Origin of the sequence: Methylobacterium sp. Leaf100 (genome assembly GCF_001422845.1) — a bacterium.
Lineage (GTDB): Bacteria > Pseudomonadota > Alphaproteobacteria > Rhizobiales > Beijerinckiaceae > Methylobacterium.
The window spans coordinates 563,323-581,615 of sequence record NZ_LMMW01000012.1 but is presented as its reverse complement, the minus strand read 5'-3'; the positions used below and the strand labels follow the sequence as shown (position 1 = coordinate 581,615).

Below are 18,293 nucleotides of genomic sequence, written 5' to 3'. Positions count from 1 at the left end.
ATGGGGATCACGATAGCGAAGAACCGGCGTCCCCGGGGTGCATTCCATGCGCCCTTTCTCCACCGACCTTACAGCATCGGCAGATGGCGCGGGCGGGGCCCGCGCGGGAACGCGGCGTCGAGGGCGGCGATCTCGGGGGCCGAGAGCACGAGGTCGCCGGCCGTCGCGTTGGCGACGGCGCGCTCGCGCGAGGCGGTCTTGGGGATGGCGAAGACGCCGTCGTGGCGGGTGAGGAAGGCGAGGGCCACGGCATGCGGGGTCGTGGCGTGGGCCTCGGCGATGCCGGCGAGCACCCGGCCGCCCCGGCTGCCAGGATCGGGGAAAGCCCCGCTGCCGAAGGGCGAGTAGGCCACCAGGGCGACGCCGTTGCGCCGGCACCACGGCGCGACGGCGTGTTCGATGGCGCGCTCCTGCAGGTGATACAGCACCTGGTTGCACGCGATGGCCCCGGGGCCCGCGAGGTGCAGCACCGCATCGAGGCCGTCCACGTCGAAGTTGCTCAGGCCCCAGGACAGGATCTTGCCGCTCGCCTTCAGGGTCTCGAACCCCGCGATCGTCTCCTCCAGGGGGTGGGAGCCCGGCCAGTGCAGGAGATAGCCGTCGAGGCGGTCGGTGCCGAGCCGCTGGAGAGAGCGCTCGCAGGCCGCGATGGTGCCGGCGCGCGAGGCGTTCGACGGCAGCACCTTGGAGACGAGGAACACGGTCTCGCGCCGGCCCGCGATGGCTTCGGCGACGAGGGGCTCGACGTCGCCGTACATCTCGGCGGTGTCGATATGGGTCATGCCGGCATCGAGCCCGGCGCGAAGGGCGGCCAGTGCCCGGGCGCGGTCGTCGTCGTCGAGGCGCCAGGTGCCCTGGCCGATCACCGCCACGTCGCGGCCCGTGCCGCCGAACCCGCGTTGCCTCATCGTCCCGACCTTTCCCCGTTGCGTCCATTCCCAACGCGGCCGGGCGGCATTCGACGCAGCCGAGGCGGCGCGGCCATACTGGCGCCATCATGCGACGGTGTGCAGGGGGCGTACGGTTCCGCTTCGACAGCGCCGCCCGCGTGGCGCCGGCACCATCGCGAGGGATGTCCCGTGGGCAGTGCCGCTCCGTTCCCGTCCCGCGCCGAATCCCGCCACACCTTCCGCATCCCGGATCACGCCTGATGCTGCCGCAGCACCGCTGGTTCTGGGTTCTCATCCTCGTCGCCTGCGGCGGGGCGGGCCTGCTCTACAACGTCCTGTTCGCCGGTGGCGCGACGCCGCTCGCCGGGCTCGCCTACGGCCTGTGCGTCGGCGCCACCACCCTGGCCTTCGACCGGGGCCTGATCCTCGGCGGACTCCAGGTGCGGATGCGGCGGTTGCCGGCGAAATTCTACGTGCCGGCCGCCGAACTCGCCTACGTGCTCATGATCGCCGCCGGCATCGCCCTCGGCGGCCTCGTGGTCTGGTCGCTCGGGCTCACCGACGACGATCTCTCCCATGCGATCAAGATCACCCCCCGGGTGCTGGCCTACAGCCTCGCCGTCTCGGCGCTCCTCGTCTTCGTGATCCGCATGCGCGATCTCATCGGCGGCGAGGTGTTCGTGAACTTCCTCGTCGGGCGCTACCACCGCCCGGTGCGGGAGGAGCGCATCTTCCTGTTCCTCGACGTCGTCGGCTCGACGGCGTTCGCCGAGACCCACGGCGACCTGACGGCCCAGGCCTATCTCGGCGCCGTCTTCGCCGCCATGGCCGAGCCCGTGCGCCGCAACAGCGGTTCCACGGACGACTACATCGGCGACATGGCGATGATCACCTGGCCCATGGCGCGCGGCCTGAAGAACGCGCGCTGCGTCGCCTGCGTGTTCGATGTGATGGACCGGATCGAGTCGGAGGCCGAGGCGTGGCGGGCGCGATTCGGCACGGTGCCGCGCCTGCGGGCGGCGCTGCACGGCGGCTCGGTGGTCACGGCGGAAGTCGGTGTCGACCGCCACAAGATCGCGTATTTCGGCGACGCCGTGAACGTCACCGCCCGCATCGAATCCCTGTGCCGGCCGCTCGGCACCGAGATCCTCGTGTCGGACGATCTCCTGGCGCGCCTGCCCTACCTGCCGGCCGGCATCGCCGCCCGGTCCCTGGGGGCGCACGCCCTGCGCGGACGCGGCCAGCCCATGAACGTCTCGACCCTGGAACGCATCGTGCCGGTGACGCGGACGGAACCGGTCGTCCTCCCCCGCCGCACGGTGGCGGCCCGATGAGCGACGCGCCGGAGAACGATGCCCCGAAGAACGGAACTTCGGAGAACGGGACTTCGGAGAACGAGGCCCGCACGATCGTGGTCTACATCGATGCCGATGCCTGCCCGGTCAAGGACGAGACCTACCGGGTGGCGGGGCGCCACGGCCTTACCGTGGTGGTGGTCGCCAACAGCTTCCTGCAGGTGCCGCGGGAACCCTGGATCGAGCGCGTGGTGGTTAGCGACAAGTTCGACGCCGCCGACGACTGGATCGCCGAGCGGGCGCGGCCCGGCGCCATCGTGGTCACGGCCGACGTGCCGCTCGCCGCCCGGTGCGTGAAGGCCGGCGCCGAGGTGATCGCGCCGACGGGAAAGCCGTTCAGCGAGAACTCCGTCGGCATGGCGCTCGCCACCCGCAACCTGATGCAGGATCTGCGAGAGGCCGGCGCCATCACGGGCGGCCCGAAGCCGTTCGCGGCCCGCGACCGCTCGGCCTATCTCGGCACCCTCGACCGCGTCGTGATGCGGCTGAAGCGCGGCGGGTTCGGCCAGGGCCCGGCGTCGGCCTAAAGAGGCCGAAGACGGCCTTCACAAGCCGACGGTAACCTAAGAGGCCGACGGCAACCCTCAGAGACCGACGGCGGCCTTGAGGGCGGCGTTGACGCGGTCCTGCCAGCCGGGGCCGTCCTTCTGGAAGTGCTCCAGCACGGCGCGGTCGAGGCGCAGGGTCACCATCTCGCGCGCACCCGGCACGGCCGGGCCTGCCTGGGACGTCGGGGCGGGGCGGGCCGGTGCGGCGGGCGCCGCCTCGGGGGCCTTGGTGGTCGCGGCCTTGAAGGCGGCCTCGGCCGCCTGACGGGGGTCGCTCGGACGACGGGAGCGCTCGAATGCCATGGGTCGATCCTCCGGCGCGGGTCTCAGGACGAGCGCTTGCGCTTCGGCGGCGCGGCGGCGGCCGCCGCGGCCTTGGCTTCCGCGTCCGCGGCTTCCTTGGCGAGGCGCAGGGCGCGCAGTTTCACGGTGCGCTCGTCGACGGCTTTGACGGAAGCGATATGCTCGGCCATGGCCTCGGCGCCTTCCTTGGCCATCCGCTCGGCCCGCTCGGCACGCTCTTCGGATCGGGTCCGGGCGTCGGTCTCGTCGCTCATTGCATTCCTATCCTCGACCCCTCCTGAAGGATCGCGCACGGCTGCGAGGGCGGGCCGCAGCGCGAGGAACGCGCGCGGCTCTGCGACCGTCGAGGCCACGACACGCACCGGATGGACCGCGCATGGGCGACGGTCGCGCGGCGGAGGGGCTAGTCCACACACCTTCGCGCGGATCGGCTTCAGGCGGGATGGTTCCGTTTAGCACGGTGCGGCCGGAAAAGGCCAATGGTCCCGGTGCTTATCCGCACTTAAACCGCACGTTCGGCGACGAAAACAGGTCGAATCTGCGTGATCCGCCCGCCCTTTCGCGCTTCCTGGTCTGCGGCAGGCGCGGCCGGGCACGGGCCGCGCCTGCCGCTCGACCGGGGGCGTCCCGGTCAGAACAGCGAGATGAGGACGATGCCCGCCACCATCAGGGCGGCGCCGCCGAGCCGCGACGGCCCGGCCTTGACCTGGCGCATGCCGACCCAGCCGAAATGATCGAGGGCCACCGAGGTCAGGAGATTCGCCGTGATGAGCAGGCCGTTGAAGGCGCCGGCCCCCACCTTGTCGACGAACAGCAGGCCGCCGAACACCGCCACCGCGCCGGTGATGCCGGCAAGCGGCATCCACCAGCGCACGCCGGCGACGTCCTCCCGGGTCGGCAGCGGCGTCGGCCGCAGCAGGAAGACGAGGGCGAACACGAACACCACGGGCAGGAACGACACCGTCGCGGCGAGCCACGGGTTCACGAGGGCGCCGCGCAGCCCGGCGTTCCAGACGACGCCCACCGCCTGCAGGATGCCGGCGCCGACGATGAAGGGATAGAGCAGCTTCGGGTTGAGGCCGTGCCCCTCGTCCTTGCCGTCCTCCTTGTCCGCCGTGGTGCGGGCGATGAACACGACGCCCACCGCCATCAGCAGCCCGCCGAGCCAAGGCATCACCTTGAACCCGCCGGCCTGGAGCCCGAACAGCCCGAACGCGTCCATGGCCAGCGACGCCAGGATGTTGGCCGTCAGCGTCAGGCCGTTGAAGGGGCCCGCCCCGACCTTGTCGATGAAGGCGAGGCCGCCGAACACCGCCACCGCGCCGGCGACGCCGCCGAGCGGCGCGTACCAGGGCATCTTACCGAGGGTCTCAAGGGTCGGAAGCGGCGTCGGCATCACGAGGAACAGGGTCGCGAACACGAACACGATGGGCAGGAACGACACCGTGGCGGCGAGCCACGGGTTCACCAGCCGGCCGCGCAGCTGCGCGTTCATGGAATTGCCGAGCGCCTGGAGGGCGCCCGCGACGAGGATGAAGGGATAGAGGAGGGCGGGGTTCACGGGCGGCCTTGGGGCGGGAGTTCGAGGAAGCGGAAGGCGGTCGGACGAGCCGAGGCCGTCCCACAGGACGCAGGCCATCAGACGAGCAGGAGGCCCGCGAGCGCCAGGATCAGGGCCGGCGGCATCACCAGCAGGCCGAGCTTGAGGAAGCGCCAGAAGCTCACGTCCTGGCCCTCGCGGCGGATGGCGGTGAGCCACAGGATGGTGGCGAGCGACCCCGTGACGGAGAGGTTCGGGCCGATGTCGATGCCGATGAGGATGGCGCCGGCGATCCGCTCGGACACGTCCGCCGCCTGGACCGCAGCCCCCGCGATGAGGCCGGCGGGCAGGTTGTTGACGACGTTGGACAGCACGCCGACGAGGAGGCCGCCGCCCCAGGCCGCCTGTCCGGGCGAGGCCTCGGCCACCGCCTTCAGCCAGGCGACGATCATCGCCAGCACGCCGGTCTTTTCCAGGGATTCGACGAGGATGAACAGGCCGGCCACCAGGGGCAGCACGCTCCACGACACGTCCTTCACCACGTCGACGGCGCCGCCGCGCTTGATGGCCAGCACCACCAGGGTGGTGGCGAGGCCGGCGCAGAAGGTCGGCAGGCCGAGTTCCAGGCCGTAGGCGGAGGCGGCGAGCAGGACGCCCGCCGTGGCGACGATGCCGGCGCCCGCGACCTTGCCGGTGCCCGACAGCCGCACCGCCTCGACGTCCCGCGCCACGGTCTGCGCCTTGAGCGCTGAGTTCTGGGTCAGGCGCAGGACCGCGTAGGTGGCGAGGATCGCCAGGGCCGACGGCAGGGCGAACCGGGCGAGCCACTGCATCAGCGGCGGCATGTGGGTGGCGTAGACGACGAGGTTGGCCGGGTTCGAGATCGGCAGGACGAAGCTCGCCGCGTTGGCGATGAAGGCGCAGATGAACAGGTAGGGCAGCGGGTTCTCGACCCGGGCCGCCTTGGTGGCGGCGTAGACCGCCGGGGTCAGCACCACCGCGCAGGCGTCGTTGGAGAGGAACACCGTCACCACGGTGCCGACGAGGTAGACCAGGAGGAACAGCCGGGTGGCCGAACCCCCGGCGGCCCGCACCGCGATCCTCGCCAGCCAGTCGAACAAGCCCTCCTGCCGGGCGACCTCCGAGATCAGCATCATGCCGACGAGGAAGAGGTAGACGTCGGTGCCCTTGCGCGCGCCCTCCCAGGCGGTCTCCGGCGAGATCAGGCCGAGCAGCACGAGGGCGGCGGCCCCCAGCACCGCCCAGACGGCCTCGGGCCACGCGAACGGACGCACGATCACCCCGAGGGTGGCGAGCCCGGCGATGATCCAGGTGGCGAGATGGGGCGTCATCGGTAGAGCGAACATGATCGGGCTGGTCCGTCGAGGCACTGGGAGGCGGCGTGGGGGTCGGGCGGGTGCCTACCAGGGCCGGCCGTTACGGTTGGGACCGAGCTGCGTGCCGAGGATCCCCTTCTCGGGCCAGGCGCCGACGGCGTCGGCATCGCTGCCGAGGCCCTTCGAGACCGGGATGCCGGCCGCATCCCGGGCGGGCTCGACGGCATCCTCGTCCGTGCCGCCGGCCGCGTCCTCCGCCCGCACCACGAGGCGGCGGGCGTGGTGGGGGAAGGCGATGCGGGCCCGGTAGCGCCGGTCGCCCTCGGCCCGAACCATCGCCTGCCAGGGACCGCCGTCGACGCTGACGCTGCAGGCGGCGACGGGGGCCGCGCCGAGGACGAGGGCGCGGACCTCGAGGGTCTCGCCGACGATGTGCTCGGGATGCCCTGCGTCGTGCGCGAGGCGGCGGTCGGCCGGGGCGGTGACGAGGACGAAGGGCCAGGGCCGGGCCAGGTCCTTGAAGCGCCAGCTCACCACGCCTCGGTCGATGGCCGCGACGGCGTAGCCCACGGGGCCTTCTTCGATCTGTCCGGTCGAACGGGTGGCGGCGAACACCGTCCGACCGTCGTTGGCGAGCTCGTTGTAGTGGGTGTGGCCCATCTCGACGAGGCGGACCCGCCCGTTCGAGACGAGGTGCGCCACGCGCTCCGCTTCGCCGTCGCTCGCCAGGTCGGCCGGGTAGGTGTGCATGAACAGGGCGCAGTCGCGGGCCTCCCGATCGGCCTGCGCCAGTTCGTGCTCCAGCCAGGCGAGCTGCGTTTCGCCGAGGCGGAAGTCGGGTCCGCCGGAACCGGGGCCGCTCATGTCGAGGAACAGGCAGCGGAGGCCCGACACGTCGATGGCGTAGGGCAGGGGCCGCGCGTCGAGGCCGGCATGGAACGCGTCGAGGCTGCCGCCCTCGACGTCGTGGTCGCCGGTGATCACGTGGACCGGCAGACGCAGCCGGTCGAGGCCCGCGCGCACGAGGGCGTATTGCGCGGGCGTGCCGTTGTCGGCGTTGTCGCCCGGCAGGTAGACGAAATCGAGCCCGTCGGCGGCGTTGATCTGGTCCACGATGGCGGTGAAGTCGCGGGCGTTGGGCGCGTCCGCCTCGGTGAGGTGCAGGTCGCCGATATGGGCGAAGGCGAGGAGGTCGTCACGGGCCGACATGCGATCCCGCCTAGACCGCCGCGGCCGGCACGGGCGCCGCGCCCCCGCCGGAGGCGTCGTGGCGGCCGGGCTCGTAGCCGTAGGTCTCCGGCATGGCGAAGAGGTAGAGGGCGAAGCCCGCGGCCGCGATGGCGGCCAGCGCCAGGAAGGCCGTGGAATAGCCCGCCGAGACGATGATGACGCCGGCGAGCGTCGCCGAGAGGGCGGCGCCCAGGCCCTGGGCCGTGGCGACCGCCCCCTGCGAGACGTTGAACCGCCCGGTGCCGCGGGTCAGGTCGGCGACCACGAGGGGGAACAGGGCGCCGTAGATGCCGGCCCCGATGCCGTCGAGGAGCTGGACGCCGACGAGGTAGAACGGGTTGTCCGACAGGGTGTAGAGCACGCCGCGCACCGCGAGCACGCCGAAGGCGGCGAGAAAGATCGGCTTGCGGCCGATGGCGTCGGCCTTGGCGCCGACGAACACCGCCACCGGCACCATCACGAGCTGCGCCGCCACGATGCAGATGGCGATGAGCGAGGTGGCGTTGTCCTTGCCCGAGAGCTTGGTCAGCAGCTGGCCGACGGAGGTCAGCATCGCCGCGTTGGAGAGGTGGAACAGGGCCGCCAGCACGGCGAACAGCACGAGATACCGGTTCTTGAGGAGCGCGGTGAAGCCGGAGGGCTCCTCGCCGGAGGTCTCTGCCGTTCCGGACTTGGCCTTGCCCTCGCCGTGGTCGAGGCCGCGGGCGAGGTCGTCGTCGATGGCGTCGGCCGGCACCATCAGCATGGCGCCGATGCTGCAGAAGGCCAGGATCGCCATGAGCCAGAACACCACGATGGGGCCGAAGAAGTAGGCCGTGCCCCCCGCGATAGCCGCCGAGACGGCGTTGCCGGCGTGGTTGAAGCCCTCGTTGCGGCCGATGCGCTTGGCGAACATCTTCGGGCCGACGACGCCGAGCGTGATGGCGGCGAGCGCCGGCGGGAAGATCGCCCCGGCGATGCCGGCCACCGACTGGGTCGCGGCCACGAGGTAGAAGTTCGAGATGAACGGCAGGAGGAGGCAGCTCGCCGTCACCGCGATGGCCCCGGCGATGACCACGGCGCGCTTGGCGCTGGTCCGGTCGATGAGGGCGCCGGCCGGCGTCTGCGCGATGAGGCCGGCGATGCCCGCGATGGTCATGATCAGGCCGGTGGTGGCCTCGTTCCAGCCCTGGTCCGGCCCCCGCACGGCGATGAGGTAGATGGCGAGATACGGCCCGAGGCCGTCGCGCACGTCGGCGAGGAAGAAGTTGAGGGCGTCGAGTCCGCGCAGGGATCGGGCCGAGGGCGTGCGCACGACGGGGCCGCCGGAGGTGTGCGGCTCTGACATGATGAGCCCTTCCTGACGTCGCGGACGTCGTGAGTTCGTCGGGGGGCGGGGCACGGTTCGGCGTGAGGCCGAGCTTGACCAGCGCTCGCAAATCCCGCGGTGACGAATTCGGTTCCGGGGCGGCGGATTAAATTATCGTGTGTTTCGTACACCCGGGAGGCCTGGCCGCGCGCGGCCGGCCCGACTCACGACGACCGGGGCCTGAACCAGCGGCGCGGCGCGGCGCCCGATCCGTCGACGAATTCGAAGTCGTCGGTGCGGTTGAGGGTGTGGAACCGGTGGCCGGGAAAGCCCGCCCCGGCCCGCAGGGTGGTCTCCACGGTCTGGGCATAGCCCGCCATGTCGAGGCGGTCGATGCGGGCCAGCGACAGGGCCTCGCCGTAGCCGCGCCGGCAATCCTGCGCCGGGCGGATCAGGGCGCCGTCGCGCAGGACGATGCGGCCAGCCGGGCGCGCGGCCCCGAAATCGATGAGGACGGGGTTGCGCGGATGCGGTGTCCACGGCCCGCGGAAATCCGGCGCCGACCACAGGTGCAGCGCGTCCGAATAGGCGCCGCGCGCCGCGCGCGGGGGCTCGCCGGGGCCGTGCGCGCGCGCGCTGGCGAACAGCCACCACCGCCCGTTCCGTTCGAGGAGGGTCGCGTCGCTCGCGGTCACGCCGGAGATCAGGGTCGCGTGCTTGACCCAGCCGCCGGGAAACGCGGTGGCCCGGTAGAGGTCGACGGTGCCGTTGTCCCCGCTCTCGGGGATCATCCAATGGGCGCCGTCGCGTTCGAACACGAACGGGTAGGAGAGGTGGTGGGCCTCCTCCAGCACCCGAACGGGCACGCCCTCGGGGCCGTCGGAGCCGAAGGCCACCGCCGAGACGACGCCCTTTCCCGTGGCGTGGGGGTATTCCTCGAGGAACAGGATCGTGCGGCCGCGATGCACCAGGGGGAACGGATCGGCGTAGAAGCGCAGGCCGTCGTCGGGCAGGTCGCGCCAGCCCCCCGGCACCTGGCGCAGGTCGACGAGGTCCGGGCCGGCGAGGGGGCGCCAGGCGACGCGCCAATGCGGCGCCCGGTAGCACAGGCGATGCAGGTGCCCCGCCACCGCGCGGGCGAGGAGACCGCCGGCGCGGGCCCCGATGGCGGCGACGGTCAGGTCGGTCGGAGCCGGCGGCTCGGGGATCCTGAGCGACGCGCCGGGCGCGCAACCGCTCTCGCCCAGCGCTTCGCCGATCAGCGCCGCGCGGATCAGGTCGACGGTGCGGATGAGGCCGTCCTCGAACGCGGTGCGCATCACCGTGAGGGATTCGGTGCCGAGGCACCCGGCGGCGACGACGCGCTCCGTCTCCCTCAGGGCGGCGACGGGCGCGCGCCCGGCCAGCAGCGCGGCGAGGAGGGCGGCTTCCCCGCAGGCCCCGTCGAAGGTCAGGCGCCAGATCCGGCGCCCCGGTGCCGGGGCGACGTCGCCGCAGAGGTCGAGGACGAGGCCGGTCGGCCCGAGATCCGGATAGGCCGCGAGGGCGGCGAGCGGAACCGGCGCGGCCGGGCCGCCGCCGGGCAGGCGCCGAAGGCGGGCCTCGACGGCGAACAGCAGGGCGGCGTTGTCCGGCAGGCCGCCCGGTCCCGGCGCGCGGGAGACGGAGAGGTCGAGCCCCGGCAGGGCCGCGAGGGCGTCGAGGAGGCGCAGGTGCCAGCGGCGCGGCGCATGCCCGTCGAGGCGAACACCGATGGTCCGGGCGATCGCGCGCGCCATCGCGGGCTCAGGCCGCGGTCACGGCGAGGGCGGTGCCTTGGGCGGCGCGGTGCCGGGCGAACAGCCGGCCGATCCGGCCCGCGACCACGTGGGACGCGGCCCGGGCGTGGAGCGCCTCCGGGTCGACGCGCCCCTGGCGGATCGCGTCCCACAACCGCACGAACCGTTCGGCCAGGCGGTCCGCCGCGGCACCGGTATCGGCGCCGCGCTCCACCAGGAAGCCGCCGGTGCCGGCGTCGACGAGGGCCTCCACCGTTTCGAGGGCCTCCGACCCGGCCGGGCGCAGTGCCCCGAAGGGGCGTCCGCCGGCGAGTCCCGCGAGGAGCAGGCCCGGCCTGTCCTGCGAGAACGCGACGGCGAGGCCGGCATGGCACGGGGCCAGGATCCGGGCGATGCCGTCCGCGTCCGCCCCGTCGTGACGCCATGTGATGTCGCGGATGGCCGCAAAACCCGGCCAGGAGTCCGGGTCGCCGGCGCCGACGAGGTGGAGCGCCACCCGACCTTCGAGGCGCGCGCGCAGGGCCAGGACCGTCGCGACCACCAGGGTGGGGTCCACGCCGGCATCGGGGGTGGCGGCGAACAGGCGGAACACGCCGTCGTCGCAGGCGAAGGGGTGGGCCCGGGGCAGGCATGGCTCGACCGCGCCGTCGAGGGGCTCGACCTTCGGCAGGTCCCCGGGAAACCGCGCGGCCATGCGCCGGGCCACGGCCGGGTCCGCGCACACGATGGCGGTGGCCCAGCGCAGGGCCAAGCGCTCGCCGAGGGTGCGGACGAAGCCGGACGACCGGTCCGAGGCCTCCCCCCGGTCGCCGCCGTGGATCGTCTGGATGGCGGGCAGGCCGAGGAGCCGCGCCAGGGGGGCGAGGCCGAAGCGGTGCAGGTCGGCGGTGGCGGGGCCCGGCCCGAGGGCGCGCCGGATCGCCCGGCGATGGCGCAGGGTGCCGAGCCCGACCCGCAGGGTGAGGCCCGGCCCCGCGGGCGCATCGTCGCCCCGGCTGCGCGCGACGGGGAGGAAGTCGAAGGGCCGCCCGTCGCGTTCGAGGGGCCGGACCACGCCGAGGGCGCAGTCGCCGACGGCGTCGGTGCCGACGAACAGCACCGAGACATCCGCCGGGCGGTGGCGCAGGATCCGGTGGATCCAGCCCGCGACACGGCCGGTCTCCGCACTGCGCGGGTCCATCGTGTCGATGATGCACAGGCGGTGGCGCGGTGGGCCGGTCGGGTCCGGGCCGTCGTCAGGCCCGTGGCCGAGGCCGAGCCTCCGCAGGGCCGGCTCGAGGGTGGTGAGGCTGAAGAGCAGGGCGGCGCAGCGCGCGTAGCGTCCGGTCAGGGCCTTCGGGGCATGCGCCAGCCGCCACAGCCATTCGAGGCGCGCCGTCCTGACGAGGCGCGGCGCCCGCACCTGGGCGCCGGAGAGGAAATCGAGGGCCGCGCCGACGCAGACGAGGCCGAGCCCCGGGTGGCGCATCGCGGCGCGCGCCGCGAACAGCTCCTGCTTCGGCGCACCGAGGGCCACGAAGACGAGGCGCGCGCCCGACGCCGCGATCCGGTCGGCATCCGCGTCGGCCGCCGGCGACAGGGGATCGAAGCCGAAGGGCGGGGCGTGCCAGCCGCGGATGTCGAGGTTCGGGCTCGCCATTCGCAGGACGGCGGCGGCCTCGACCAAGCTCTCTGCGGTGGCGCCGAACAGGTACACGGGCACGCCGTCGGCGGCGGCCGTGGCGCACAGGGGAACGACGAGGTCGGCGCCGGTGGTCACCCGCACGGGGGGCGGGTCCCGGCGGCACGCGCCGCGCCCGGCCAGGAGGGCCACGGGCCAGCCGTCCGCGCTGACGAACGTGGCGGCGCGGTAGGCGTCACGGAAGCCCGCATGGTCGCGCAGCTTGACGAGGTGATCGAGGTTGAGGGTGAAGAACGTGAAGCCGTGCCCCGTGGCGGCGCGCGCCCGCACGGTGGCCACGGCCCCGGCGAGGCTCGCGACGTTGATGAACTGACCGTCCACGGACAGGGGGGCGCTCACACCTCCCAGAGGGGCGCTCACACCTCCCGGAGGGGCACTCACACCTCCCGGAGGGGCACTTGCCCCCCCCAGGGGGGCGCCTGTCCCCCCCGGAGGGGAACCTGGTGGTGGCGCGATCGGGGGCATCGTCAGGCTTTCATCGCGGCGGGCGGCCTCGACAGGTTGCGTGGGCGTGGCCTCCGGTTCTGCGTCGAAACCCCGCGAAACGCCAACGATGGGCGTGAAACGATCCATCGGCCCGCCGCCGCGCGCCCGACCGGCGCCGCGGACGATCCCGTTTCGGATCACCGCTCCGGGGCCGCGTACCGCCATGACCCCGCGGGAGGCGCCGGCCTCCGCTGCGCCACGGGGCGCCCCTGCCCCCGGCGAAGCCTCGCCTAGGGCATTGGCGCCGGCGCTGCGGCCGTCCGGTGAGGGAGAAGGGGCACCAGTCGCCCGGATGGTCCGGGGCACCGGTCTGTCGAGGCTCACGTCTCGTGCTCCGTGCGGGGGGCACCCCGTCCCGCTCCGGGGCAAGGGGCGGGTGGGGGCGAGCGGGAACTGCAAGTGCCGCGCCGGCTACCCATGCCCTCCCGACGCCACATGCGGCGTCGGCCGCGACGGGCGGGCCCCGCCCGGTGTCGTGTGGGCGGTCTGCGGTCTTGCGTCTCGGAACCCGCTTCACGTCGAGGACCTCGGCGAGGGGAAGCGCCGGCCGGCCGACGCGGACCCGCTCTGCGCCCGCAACGGTTTCCGAACCCCTTCCCGGCGGGGAAAGGCTCACGCCGGGTGGGGTTCGGCGAGGACGCTATCCGCGCGCCGCCTGAGGGCGCCCGGCGGGGGCACGTCCTGGGCTGCGGCCCCGTGCTGCGTGGTGTCCGGTGTTGTGGCGTCTCGGGATATGGCGTCTCGGGATAGGGCGTCCTGGGACGAGGCATCCGGCGGGGACGAGCCGGCGCAGATCCGGTTGCGGCCCTGGGTCTTGGCCTCGTACAGGGCGGCGTCGGCCGTCTTTGTGGCGCGCTCGAAGCTGTCGTCGCCGAGATTCAGGGTGGCGGTGCCGATGCTCACCGTGACCGGGAGGGGGCCGCTGCGGAGGGGGAACGGCTGATCGGCGATGCTCGCCCGCAGGCGCTCGGCGATGGCGGCGAGTTCCTGTGGGGTGACCCCGGGCAGCACGGCCAGGAATTCCTCGCCGCCCCAGCGGGTCACGATGTCGGTCGCCCGCAAGGTGCTTCGCACCCGCTTCGCGAAGGCGGTGAGGACGAGGTCGCCGCTCTCGTGGCCGTAACGATCGTTGATGGCCTTGAAGTGGTCGATGTCGGCGATGAGGAGGCCGGCCGGCGACCGCCCGTCGAGGGACGCGACGCGGCGCTGCAGGGCCTGCTGCAGGCCGCGACGATTGTAGAGGCCCGTGAGCGGGTCGGTCTCGGCGAGGCGGAGGAGATTGCGGTTGGCCCGCTCCGCCGCCATGGCGACGAAGCCGAAATAGACGAAGACCCCGGTGATCTGATCGAGGATGAGGGAGCCGCGGGCGCTCTCCGCCGAGGCCATCGGCATGTCGGTGCCGAGCAGCATCGCGATGGAGAGCAGGAAGGCCAGGGTGTAGCAGGCGAAGGCCAGGGTCTCGATGTACTGCGACCACAGCCGTGCCATTCCGGCCGTCCGGCGCACGGTTTCGTGGAGCGAGAGGAGCGCCACGACGAGGCAGGAGGCGAAGACGCCGGTCAGCGCCAGCCGGCCGGAGAGGCCGGCGGCGAGGATGGCCGGATAGACCAGGCCTGGCAGGGCGCAGAGGAGGACGCCGAGGCCGATGTTCACCGGCCGGCCGAAGAAGCTGCGGAACCCCGTCCAGGCGAGGACGAGGCTTCCGCCGTAGAGCCAGTACACCACCATCGTGACGGGAACCGACGGCAGGGTCTCGGGTGGAACGCCCATCATGACGAAGGACCCGGCCATCGACGCGCCCATGGCCCCCATCCACTGCCACAGATAGGTCTGCCCACGTTGGCTGAGCGCCATGACGAGGAAGACGATCACGTAGGCGCATCGACTTGCGGCGCTGGCGAAATGCAGTGTGGCAAGGTCGAGCAACATGACGCACGGTTCTCTTGAGCGACCTGCTCCGACGGATACCTGGTGAACCCGGCGCCCGTCGCCTTGCCCCCAAGAAAGATCTCGAACTCGATCGGCCGCTACGCTGGAGAAAGCGAAAACTGGATTTCTCTCTGTTCGACTGAGTTTGCACGCGAAACTCTAATGAATTCCTAGTCGGACGACTCAGAGATCAACTCTGAATCTAGTCATGCAAGTCAGGGTTTCGAAAGTTTCCCGTCATAGGACTTTTGCTGGGCGCGCATCGCGAGACTGCGCCCCCGGAACGGCCGGGTCCCGCCCGTTCCGGTGACCGCCGGACTCCCCCTGCGGAATGGACCCCCGAAAGCACGCCCATGTCGACGTTCGAGACCTCGCCCATCGCTCCCCTCGTCGGAGGCGGTCTCGTCGAGCGCGGTCTCTCGCGGGCCCGCGTCCTGTCCCTCGCGGCCGCCCTGTGCCTCGCAGGCACGGCGGCGCACGGCGCCGAGCCGGCGGTGGAGCCCCTCCCGGCGGCGGTCGGCCTGCGGGCGGGGGACTGGCTCGTGCACGGCCGGATCATCGGCATGGTGCCGACCGAGCGGACTTCGCGCATCGAGGCCATCGGCGGCCGGATCGACACGCCCGCCGCCCTCCTGCCCGATGTCGACCTGTCCTATTTCCTGACCGATCACATCGCCGTCTCGGGGCAGGCCGGGGCGATCCGGACCAGGCCGATGATTCGGGATTCGCTCGTCGGCGACATCGCGATCGGATCGATCTGGAATGCGGCCGTCTCCGGCGTGGTGCGGTACCATTTCCTGCCGGGCGCGCGCTTCAATCCGTATCTCGGCGTCGGCGTCAGCGCGACAACGCCCGTCGCCGTCCGTCCGGCGGCGGGGATCCCGGCTTTCACGGTGCCGTCGCAGACGAGCCCGCTGCTCCAGGCCGGATTCGACCATCACCTCACCGGCAACTGGTTCGCGAACGTCATGGTCAAGTACGTCTTCGTGCCGCCCGTCGCGTACGAGATCGCCGGGGTCAAGGTGAAGACCGACCTGAACATGCTCGTCCTCGGCGCCGGGCTCGGCTACCGTTTCTGATGGGTGCCACGGCGCCGTCCGGCGGACTGGGCGGTGCAAAAGATCTTGTTCGCGGATGCGAACCCGGGTCATCTCGTGACGACACGAGAGGATCAGCATGCCCGCCAGCGCGAACGCCCCCGGACTCGACGCCTACTGGATGCCGTTCACGGCCAACCGGCAGTTCAAGGCCGCGCCCCGCATGCTCGCGGCGGCGCAAGGCATGCACTACACGGCGACGGACGGACGCAGCGTCCTCGACGGGACGGCGGGCCTGTGGTGCGTCAACGCCGGTCACGGACGGCGCGAGATCGCCTCGGCCGTGGAGCGCCAGCTCACCACCCTCGACTTCGCGCCCTCGTTCCAGATGGGCCATCCCATCGCGTTCGACTTCGCGGAACGCCTCGCCGCCATCGCGCCGGGCGGGCCCGATGCGGGTCTCGACCGGGTGTTCTTCACGGGCTCGGGGTCGGAATCCGTCGACACCGCCCTGAAGATCGCCCTCGCCTACCAGCGCGCCATCGGCCAGGGCACCCGCACCCGGCTCATTGGACGCGAGCGCGGCTACCACGGCGTCGGCTTCGGCGGCATCTCGGTGGGCGGCCTCGTCAACAACCGCCGCGTCTTCCCCCTGCTGCCGGCCGTCGACCATCTGCGCCACACCCACGACCTCGACCGCAACGCCTTCACCCGGGGCCAGCCCGCGCACGGGGCGGAGCTCGCCGACGACCTCGAGCGCCTCGTGGCGCTGCACGGGGCCGAGACCATCGCGGCCTGCATCGTCGAGCCCCTGGCCGGCTCCACCGGCGTGCTGGTCCCGCCGCAGGGCTACCTCAAACGTCTGCGCGCGATCTGCACCCGCCACGGCATCCTGCTGATCTTCGACGAGGTCATCACCGGCTTCGGCCGCCTCGGCACGCCCTTCGCCACGGACTATTTCGGCGTGGTGCCGGACCTCGTCACCACCGCCAAGGGCCTCACGAACGGGGCGCTGCCCATGGGGGCGGTGTTCGCGAGCCGCACCGTCCACGACGCACTGATGCACGGGCCGGAGGGCGCCATCGAGCTCTTCCACGGCTACACCTATTCAGGCCATCCGGCGGCGTGCGCAGCCGGAATCGCCACCCTCGACATCTACGCCCGCGAGGGTCTCCTCACCCGCGCCGCCAGCTTGAGCGAGACCTGGGCGGAGGCGGTGCACGGCTTGGCCAACGCGCGCCACGTCATCGACGTCCGCACCCTCGGCCTCGTCGCCGGCATCGAACTCGCGCCCCGCGACGGCGCGCCAGGGGCCAGGGCCTACGACGTCTTCGTCGATTGCTTCGCGCGCGGCCTGCTGGTGCGGGTCACAGGCGACATCGTCGCCCTGTCGCCGCCCCTCATCGTCGAGCCAGGGCAGATCGACACCATGGTGTCGATCCTCGGCGACGCCATCGCGCGGGTGGCGTGAGGGTCCAGCTGGTCCGAGGGCCCCCGGGCCTCCCCGCCTGGGGGCCCCCCGAAAGCGGTAGGCCGCGCGTTTACCCTTCGGTAACCCCGTGGCGGGTGAATGGTGGCCGGGACCTGCCACCTCGGGCAGTCTTCCCGACTGCCGGAGGCGCCGATGTTCCCCTTGATGTTCGTAGCCATCGCGGCGGGGCTCGGCACGGCCGCCGCCGTGGCGCCCACCAGCATAGCGCTCGCCGTGGTGTCCGCCCCCTTCGGCGGCAGCTTCGCCGCCCTCGCGGCCGCCCTCTATCTCGCCCGCCGCAACGCCGCCGCGGCGGCGCGCGCGGCCGTGCCGCCGGATCTCCACGACCGCACCGACGCCATGGTGGCGGCCCTGCGCAGCCTGGAGGTGCACGACCGCGCCCGGGAGGCCGCCGGCCGGTCCGCTTCGGGAACGCCCCGCGTCGGCAGGCCCGCCGCCGGCCGCAACGTCGCCTGAGCCCGCGGGCGCGATTCGCCGGGCCCGCCGACGCCCCTCGGCCCGGCCGCCCCGTCTCCGCCCAAAGGCGGCTTTCGCTTTTCGCACCCGCGGCCTAACCTCGCGGGAGACGGACCGGCCCGTCTACGGGGAGCGATCGATGCGCGTGATGATCCTGGTCAAGGCGACGGCCGACAGCGAGGCGGGCACCATGCCGTCCCTGGAGCTGCTCGAAGCCATGGGCCGGTTCAACGTGGAGCTCATGCAGGCCGGCATCCTGCTCTCGGGCGAGGGCCTGCACCCGTCCGCGCGCGGGCGGCGGGTGGTCTTCGACGGGCCCGACCGTACGGTCACCGAGGGGCCGTTCGCCGACACCGAGAGTCTCGTCGCCGGGTTCTGGATCTGGAACGTCGCCAACCTCGACGAGGCCGTGGCCTGGGTCCGGCGCTGCCCCAACCCGATGCCCGGCCCGAGCACCATCGAGATTCGGCCGCTGTTCGAGGAGGCGGATTTCGCCGCCGCCGCAACGGCGTGACGGCTTGGCTGGCTTGACGGTCCGGGGCGTGAGCCGGGCGGGTCAGATCAGGTCGGCGAAGGCGTGGCGGGACCATGCTGCCGAGGGGGCCGGCCGCGTCGGCATCCGCACGGGGATGCCGCGCGCCGGGTTCGCGCGGCGCGGTCCGGCGGCCGTCTTGGTCCGGCGCTTGGGTTTGGCCGGGCCACCCACGGCGTCGAACTCGAACAGCAGCCGCTCGCCGTGTTCGTCCCAGATCCATCCGTCTCGGGCCAGGCCGATGGAGCGGCCGGAATAGGCGAACACCTCGTCCGCATCGATGAACGCCGCCGGCGTGCCGTTCCAGAGATAGATCGACTGACCGTCGCGACAGAACGCGGTCTCGCGACCCTCACGGTCGAACAACTCGATCATTCGGCAATCCTCATCCTGGCTCCGTCATGCGCCTCC

General features: G+C 72.6%; 17 protein-coding genes. 6 read left to right on the top strand and 11 right to left on the bottom strand.

Annotation, left to right across the window (positions count from 1 at the left end; translation table 11 throughout):
- Positions 1 to 68 precede the first annotated feature (68 nt).
- Positions 69 to 908: an aldo/keto reductase gene (locus ASF25_RS10690; RefSeq protein ID WP_056260834.1), complete on the bottom strand. Its 840-nt coding sequence runs from the start codon at positions 906 to 908 to the stop codon at positions 69 to 71.
- A gap of 242 nt (positions 909 to 1,150) precedes the next feature.
- Between ASF25_RS10690 and ASF25_RS10685 the strand changes: the two genes are divergently transcribed.
- On the top strand, positions 1,151 to 2,224 hold the full coding sequence (locus ASF25_RS10685) for an adenylate/guanylate cyclase domain-containing protein (RefSeq protein ID WP_056170519.1): 1,074 nt from the start codon (positions 1,151 to 1,153) through the stop codon (positions 2,222 to 2,224).
- A complete protein-coding gene (locus tag ASF25_RS10680) occupies positions 2,221 to 2,772 on the top strand; it encodes a YaiI/YqxD family protein (RefSeq protein WP_082502575.1) in 552 nt (183 codons plus the stop codon). The genes ASF25_RS10685 and ASF25_RS10680 overlap by 4 nt, the downstream gene beginning before the upstream one ends.
- 57 nt (positions 2,773 to 2,829) lie before the next feature.
- Here ASF25_RS10680 and ASF25_RS10675 read toward each other — a convergent pair whose 3' ends face one another.
- The 9 genes from ASF25_RS10675 to ASF25_RS10635 all read right to left on the bottom strand — a co-directional run bounded on the left by ASF25_RS10675 (position 2,830) and on the right by ASF25_RS10635 (position 14,365).
- Entirely contained in the window at positions 2,830 to 3,096 is a 267-nt protein-coding gene (locus tag ASF25_RS10675; protein WP_056304557.1) for a BrnA antitoxin family protein, read from the bottom strand.
- Between the two features lie 23 nt (positions 3,097 to 3,119).
- Entirely contained in the window at positions 3,120 to 3,350 is a 231-nt protein-coding gene (locus ASF25_RS10670) for a hypothetical protein (RefSeq protein ID WP_056088527.1), read from the bottom strand.
- A gap of 377 nt (positions 3,351 to 3,727) precedes the next feature.
- Positions 3,728 to 4,657, bottom strand: a complete 930-nt coding sequence (locus tag ASF25_RS10665) for a DMT family transporter (protein WP_056304556.1) — start codon at positions 4,655 to 4,657, stop codon at positions 3,728 to 3,730.
- A gap of 77 nt (positions 4,658 to 4,734) precedes the next feature.
- Positions 4,735 to 6,003, bottom strand: a complete 1,269-nt coding sequence (locus ASF25_RS10660) for an arsenic transporter (protein WP_056304555.1) — start codon at positions 6,001 to 6,003, stop codon at positions 4,735 to 4,737.
- A 54-nt stretch (positions 6,004 to 6,057) separates the two neighbouring features.
- A complete protein-coding gene (locus tag ASF25_RS10655; protein ID WP_056304554.1) occupies positions 6,058 to 7,182 on the bottom strand; it encodes a metallophosphoesterase in 1,125 nt (374 codons plus the stop codon).
- Positions 7,183 to 7,192: 10 nt separating this feature from the next.
- Positions 7,193 to 8,530, bottom strand: coding sequence for an MFS transporter (locus ASF25_RS10650; RefSeq protein WP_056304553.1), 1,338 nt, complete (start codon positions 8,528 to 8,530; stop codon positions 7,193 to 7,195).
- Between the two features lie 185 nt (positions 8,531 to 8,715).
- Positions 8,716 to 10,269, bottom strand: coding sequence for a hypothetical protein (locus ASF25_RS10645; protein ID WP_056304552.1), 1,554 nt, complete (start codon positions 10,267 to 10,269; stop codon positions 8,716 to 8,718).
- Between the two features lie 7 nt (positions 10,270 to 10,276).
- Positions 10,277 to 12,289: a WecB/TagA/CpsF family glycosyltransferase gene (locus ASF25_RS23240; RefSeq protein ID WP_244472976.1), complete on the bottom strand. Its 2,013-nt coding sequence runs from the start codon at positions 12,287 to 12,289 to the stop codon at positions 10,277 to 10,279.
- A 759-nt stretch (positions 12,290 to 13,048) separates the two neighbouring features.
- Positions 13,049 to 14,365 (bottom strand): GGDEF domain-containing protein, encoded by a 1,317-nt coding sequence (locus ASF25_RS10635; protein WP_056304551.1) that lies wholly within the window; start codon positions 14,363 to 14,365, stop codon positions 13,049 to 13,051.
- Positions 14,366 to 14,718: 353 nt separating this feature from the next.
- On the opposite strand from ASF25_RS10635, the gene ASF25_RS10630 reads away from it, so the two are divergent.
- The 4 genes from ASF25_RS10630 to ASF25_RS10615 all read left to right on the top strand — a co-directional run bounded on the left by ASF25_RS10630 (position 14,719) and on the right by ASF25_RS10615 (position 17,864).
- A complete protein-coding gene (locus tag ASF25_RS10630) occupies positions 14,719 to 15,444 on the top strand; it encodes an OmpW family outer membrane protein (RefSeq protein WP_056304550.1) in 726 nt (241 codons plus the stop codon).
- Positions 15,445 to 15,541: 97 nt separating this feature from the next.
- Positions 15,542 to 16,873, top strand: coding sequence for an aspartate aminotransferase family protein (locus ASF25_RS10625; RefSeq protein WP_056304549.1), 1,332 nt, complete (start codon positions 15,542 to 15,544; stop codon positions 16,871 to 16,873).
- A 153-nt stretch (positions 16,874 to 17,026) separates the two neighbouring features.
- The gene (locus tag ASF25_RS10620; RefSeq protein ID WP_156368932.1) at positions 17,027 to 17,350 is read left to right on the top strand and encodes a hypothetical protein; all 324 of its coding nucleotides are present in this window, start codon (positions 17,027 to 17,029) and stop codon (positions 17,348 to 17,350) included.
- A 139-nt stretch (positions 17,351 to 17,489) separates the two neighbouring features.
- Positions 17,490 to 17,864, top strand: coding sequence for a YciI family protein (locus tag ASF25_RS10615; RefSeq protein ID WP_056304547.1), 375 nt, complete (start codon positions 17,490 to 17,492; stop codon positions 17,862 to 17,864).
- Between the two features lie 42 nt (positions 17,865 to 17,906).
- Here ASF25_RS10615 and ASF25_RS10610 read toward each other — a convergent pair whose 3' ends face one another.
- Positions 17,907 to 18,257, bottom strand: a complete 351-nt coding sequence (locus ASF25_RS10610; RefSeq protein WP_056170479.1) for a 4-fold beta flower protein — start codon at positions 18,255 to 18,257, stop codon at positions 17,907 to 17,909.
- Positions 18,258 to 18,293: the final 36 nt, after the last annotated feature.

Excerpts from the sequence above, each read along its gene's own strand:
- ASF25_RS10635 (WP_056304551.1), bottom strand. The coding sequence starts at position 14,365 with ATGTTGCTCGACCTTGCCACACTGCATTTCGCCAGCGCCGCAAGTCGA.
- ASF25_RS10675 (WP_056304557.1), bottom strand. The coding sequence starts at position 3,096 with ATGGCATTCGAGCGCTCCCGTCGTCCGAGCGACCCCCGTCAGGCGGCC.
- ASF25_RS10620 (WP_156368932.1), top strand. The coding sequence starts at position 17,027 with ATGTTCCCCTTGATGTTCGTAGCCATCGCGGCGGGGCTCGGCACGGCC.
- ASF25_RS10610 (WP_056170479.1), bottom strand. The coding sequence starts at position 18,257 with ATGATCGAGTTGTTCGACCGTGAGGGTCGCGAGACCGCGTTCTGTCGC.
- ASF25_RS10625 (WP_056304549.1), top strand. The coding sequence starts at position 15,542 with ATGCCCGCCAGCGCGAACGCCCCCGGACTCGACGCCTACTGGATGCCG.
- ASF25_RS10645 (WP_056304552.1), bottom strand. The coding sequence starts at position 10,269 with ATGGCGCGCGCGATCGCCCGGACCATCGGTGTTCGCCTCGACGGGCAT.
- ASF25_RS10680 (WP_082502575.1), top strand. The coding sequence starts at position 2,221 with ATGAGCGACGCGCCGGAGAACGATGCCCCGAAGAACGGAACTTCGGAG.
- ASF25_RS10670 (WP_056088527.1), bottom strand. The coding sequence starts at position 3,350 with ATGAGCGACGAGACCGACGCCCGGACCCGATCCGAAGAGCGTGCCGAG.
- ASF25_RS10650 (WP_056304553.1), bottom strand. The coding sequence starts at position 8,530 with ATGTCAGAGCCGCACACCTCCGGCGGCCCCGTCGTGCGCACGCCCTCG.
- ASF25_RS10655 (WP_056304554.1), bottom strand. The coding sequence starts at position 7,182 with ATGTCGGCCCGTGACGACCTCCTCGCCTTCGCCCATATCGGCGACCTG.
- ASF25_RS10615 (WP_056304547.1), top strand. The coding sequence starts at position 17,490 with ATGCGCGTGATGATCCTGGTCAAGGCGACGGCCGACAGCGAGGCGGGC.
- ASF25_RS10690 (WP_056260834.1), bottom strand. The coding sequence starts at position 908 with ATGAGGCAACGCGGGTTCGGCGGCACGGGCCGCGACGTGGCGGTGATC.
- ASF25_RS10660 (WP_056304555.1), bottom strand. The coding sequence starts at position 6,003 with ATGTTCGCTCTACCGATGACGCCCCATCTCGCCACCTGGATCATCGCC.
- ASF25_RS10630 (WP_056304550.1), top strand. The coding sequence starts at position 14,719 with ATGTCGACGTTCGAGACCTCGCCCATCGCTCCCCTCGTCGGAGGCGGT.
- ASF25_RS10685 (WP_056170519.1), top strand. The coding sequence starts at position 1,151 with ATGCTGCCGCAGCACCGCTGGTTCTGGGTTCTCATCCTCGTCGCCTGC.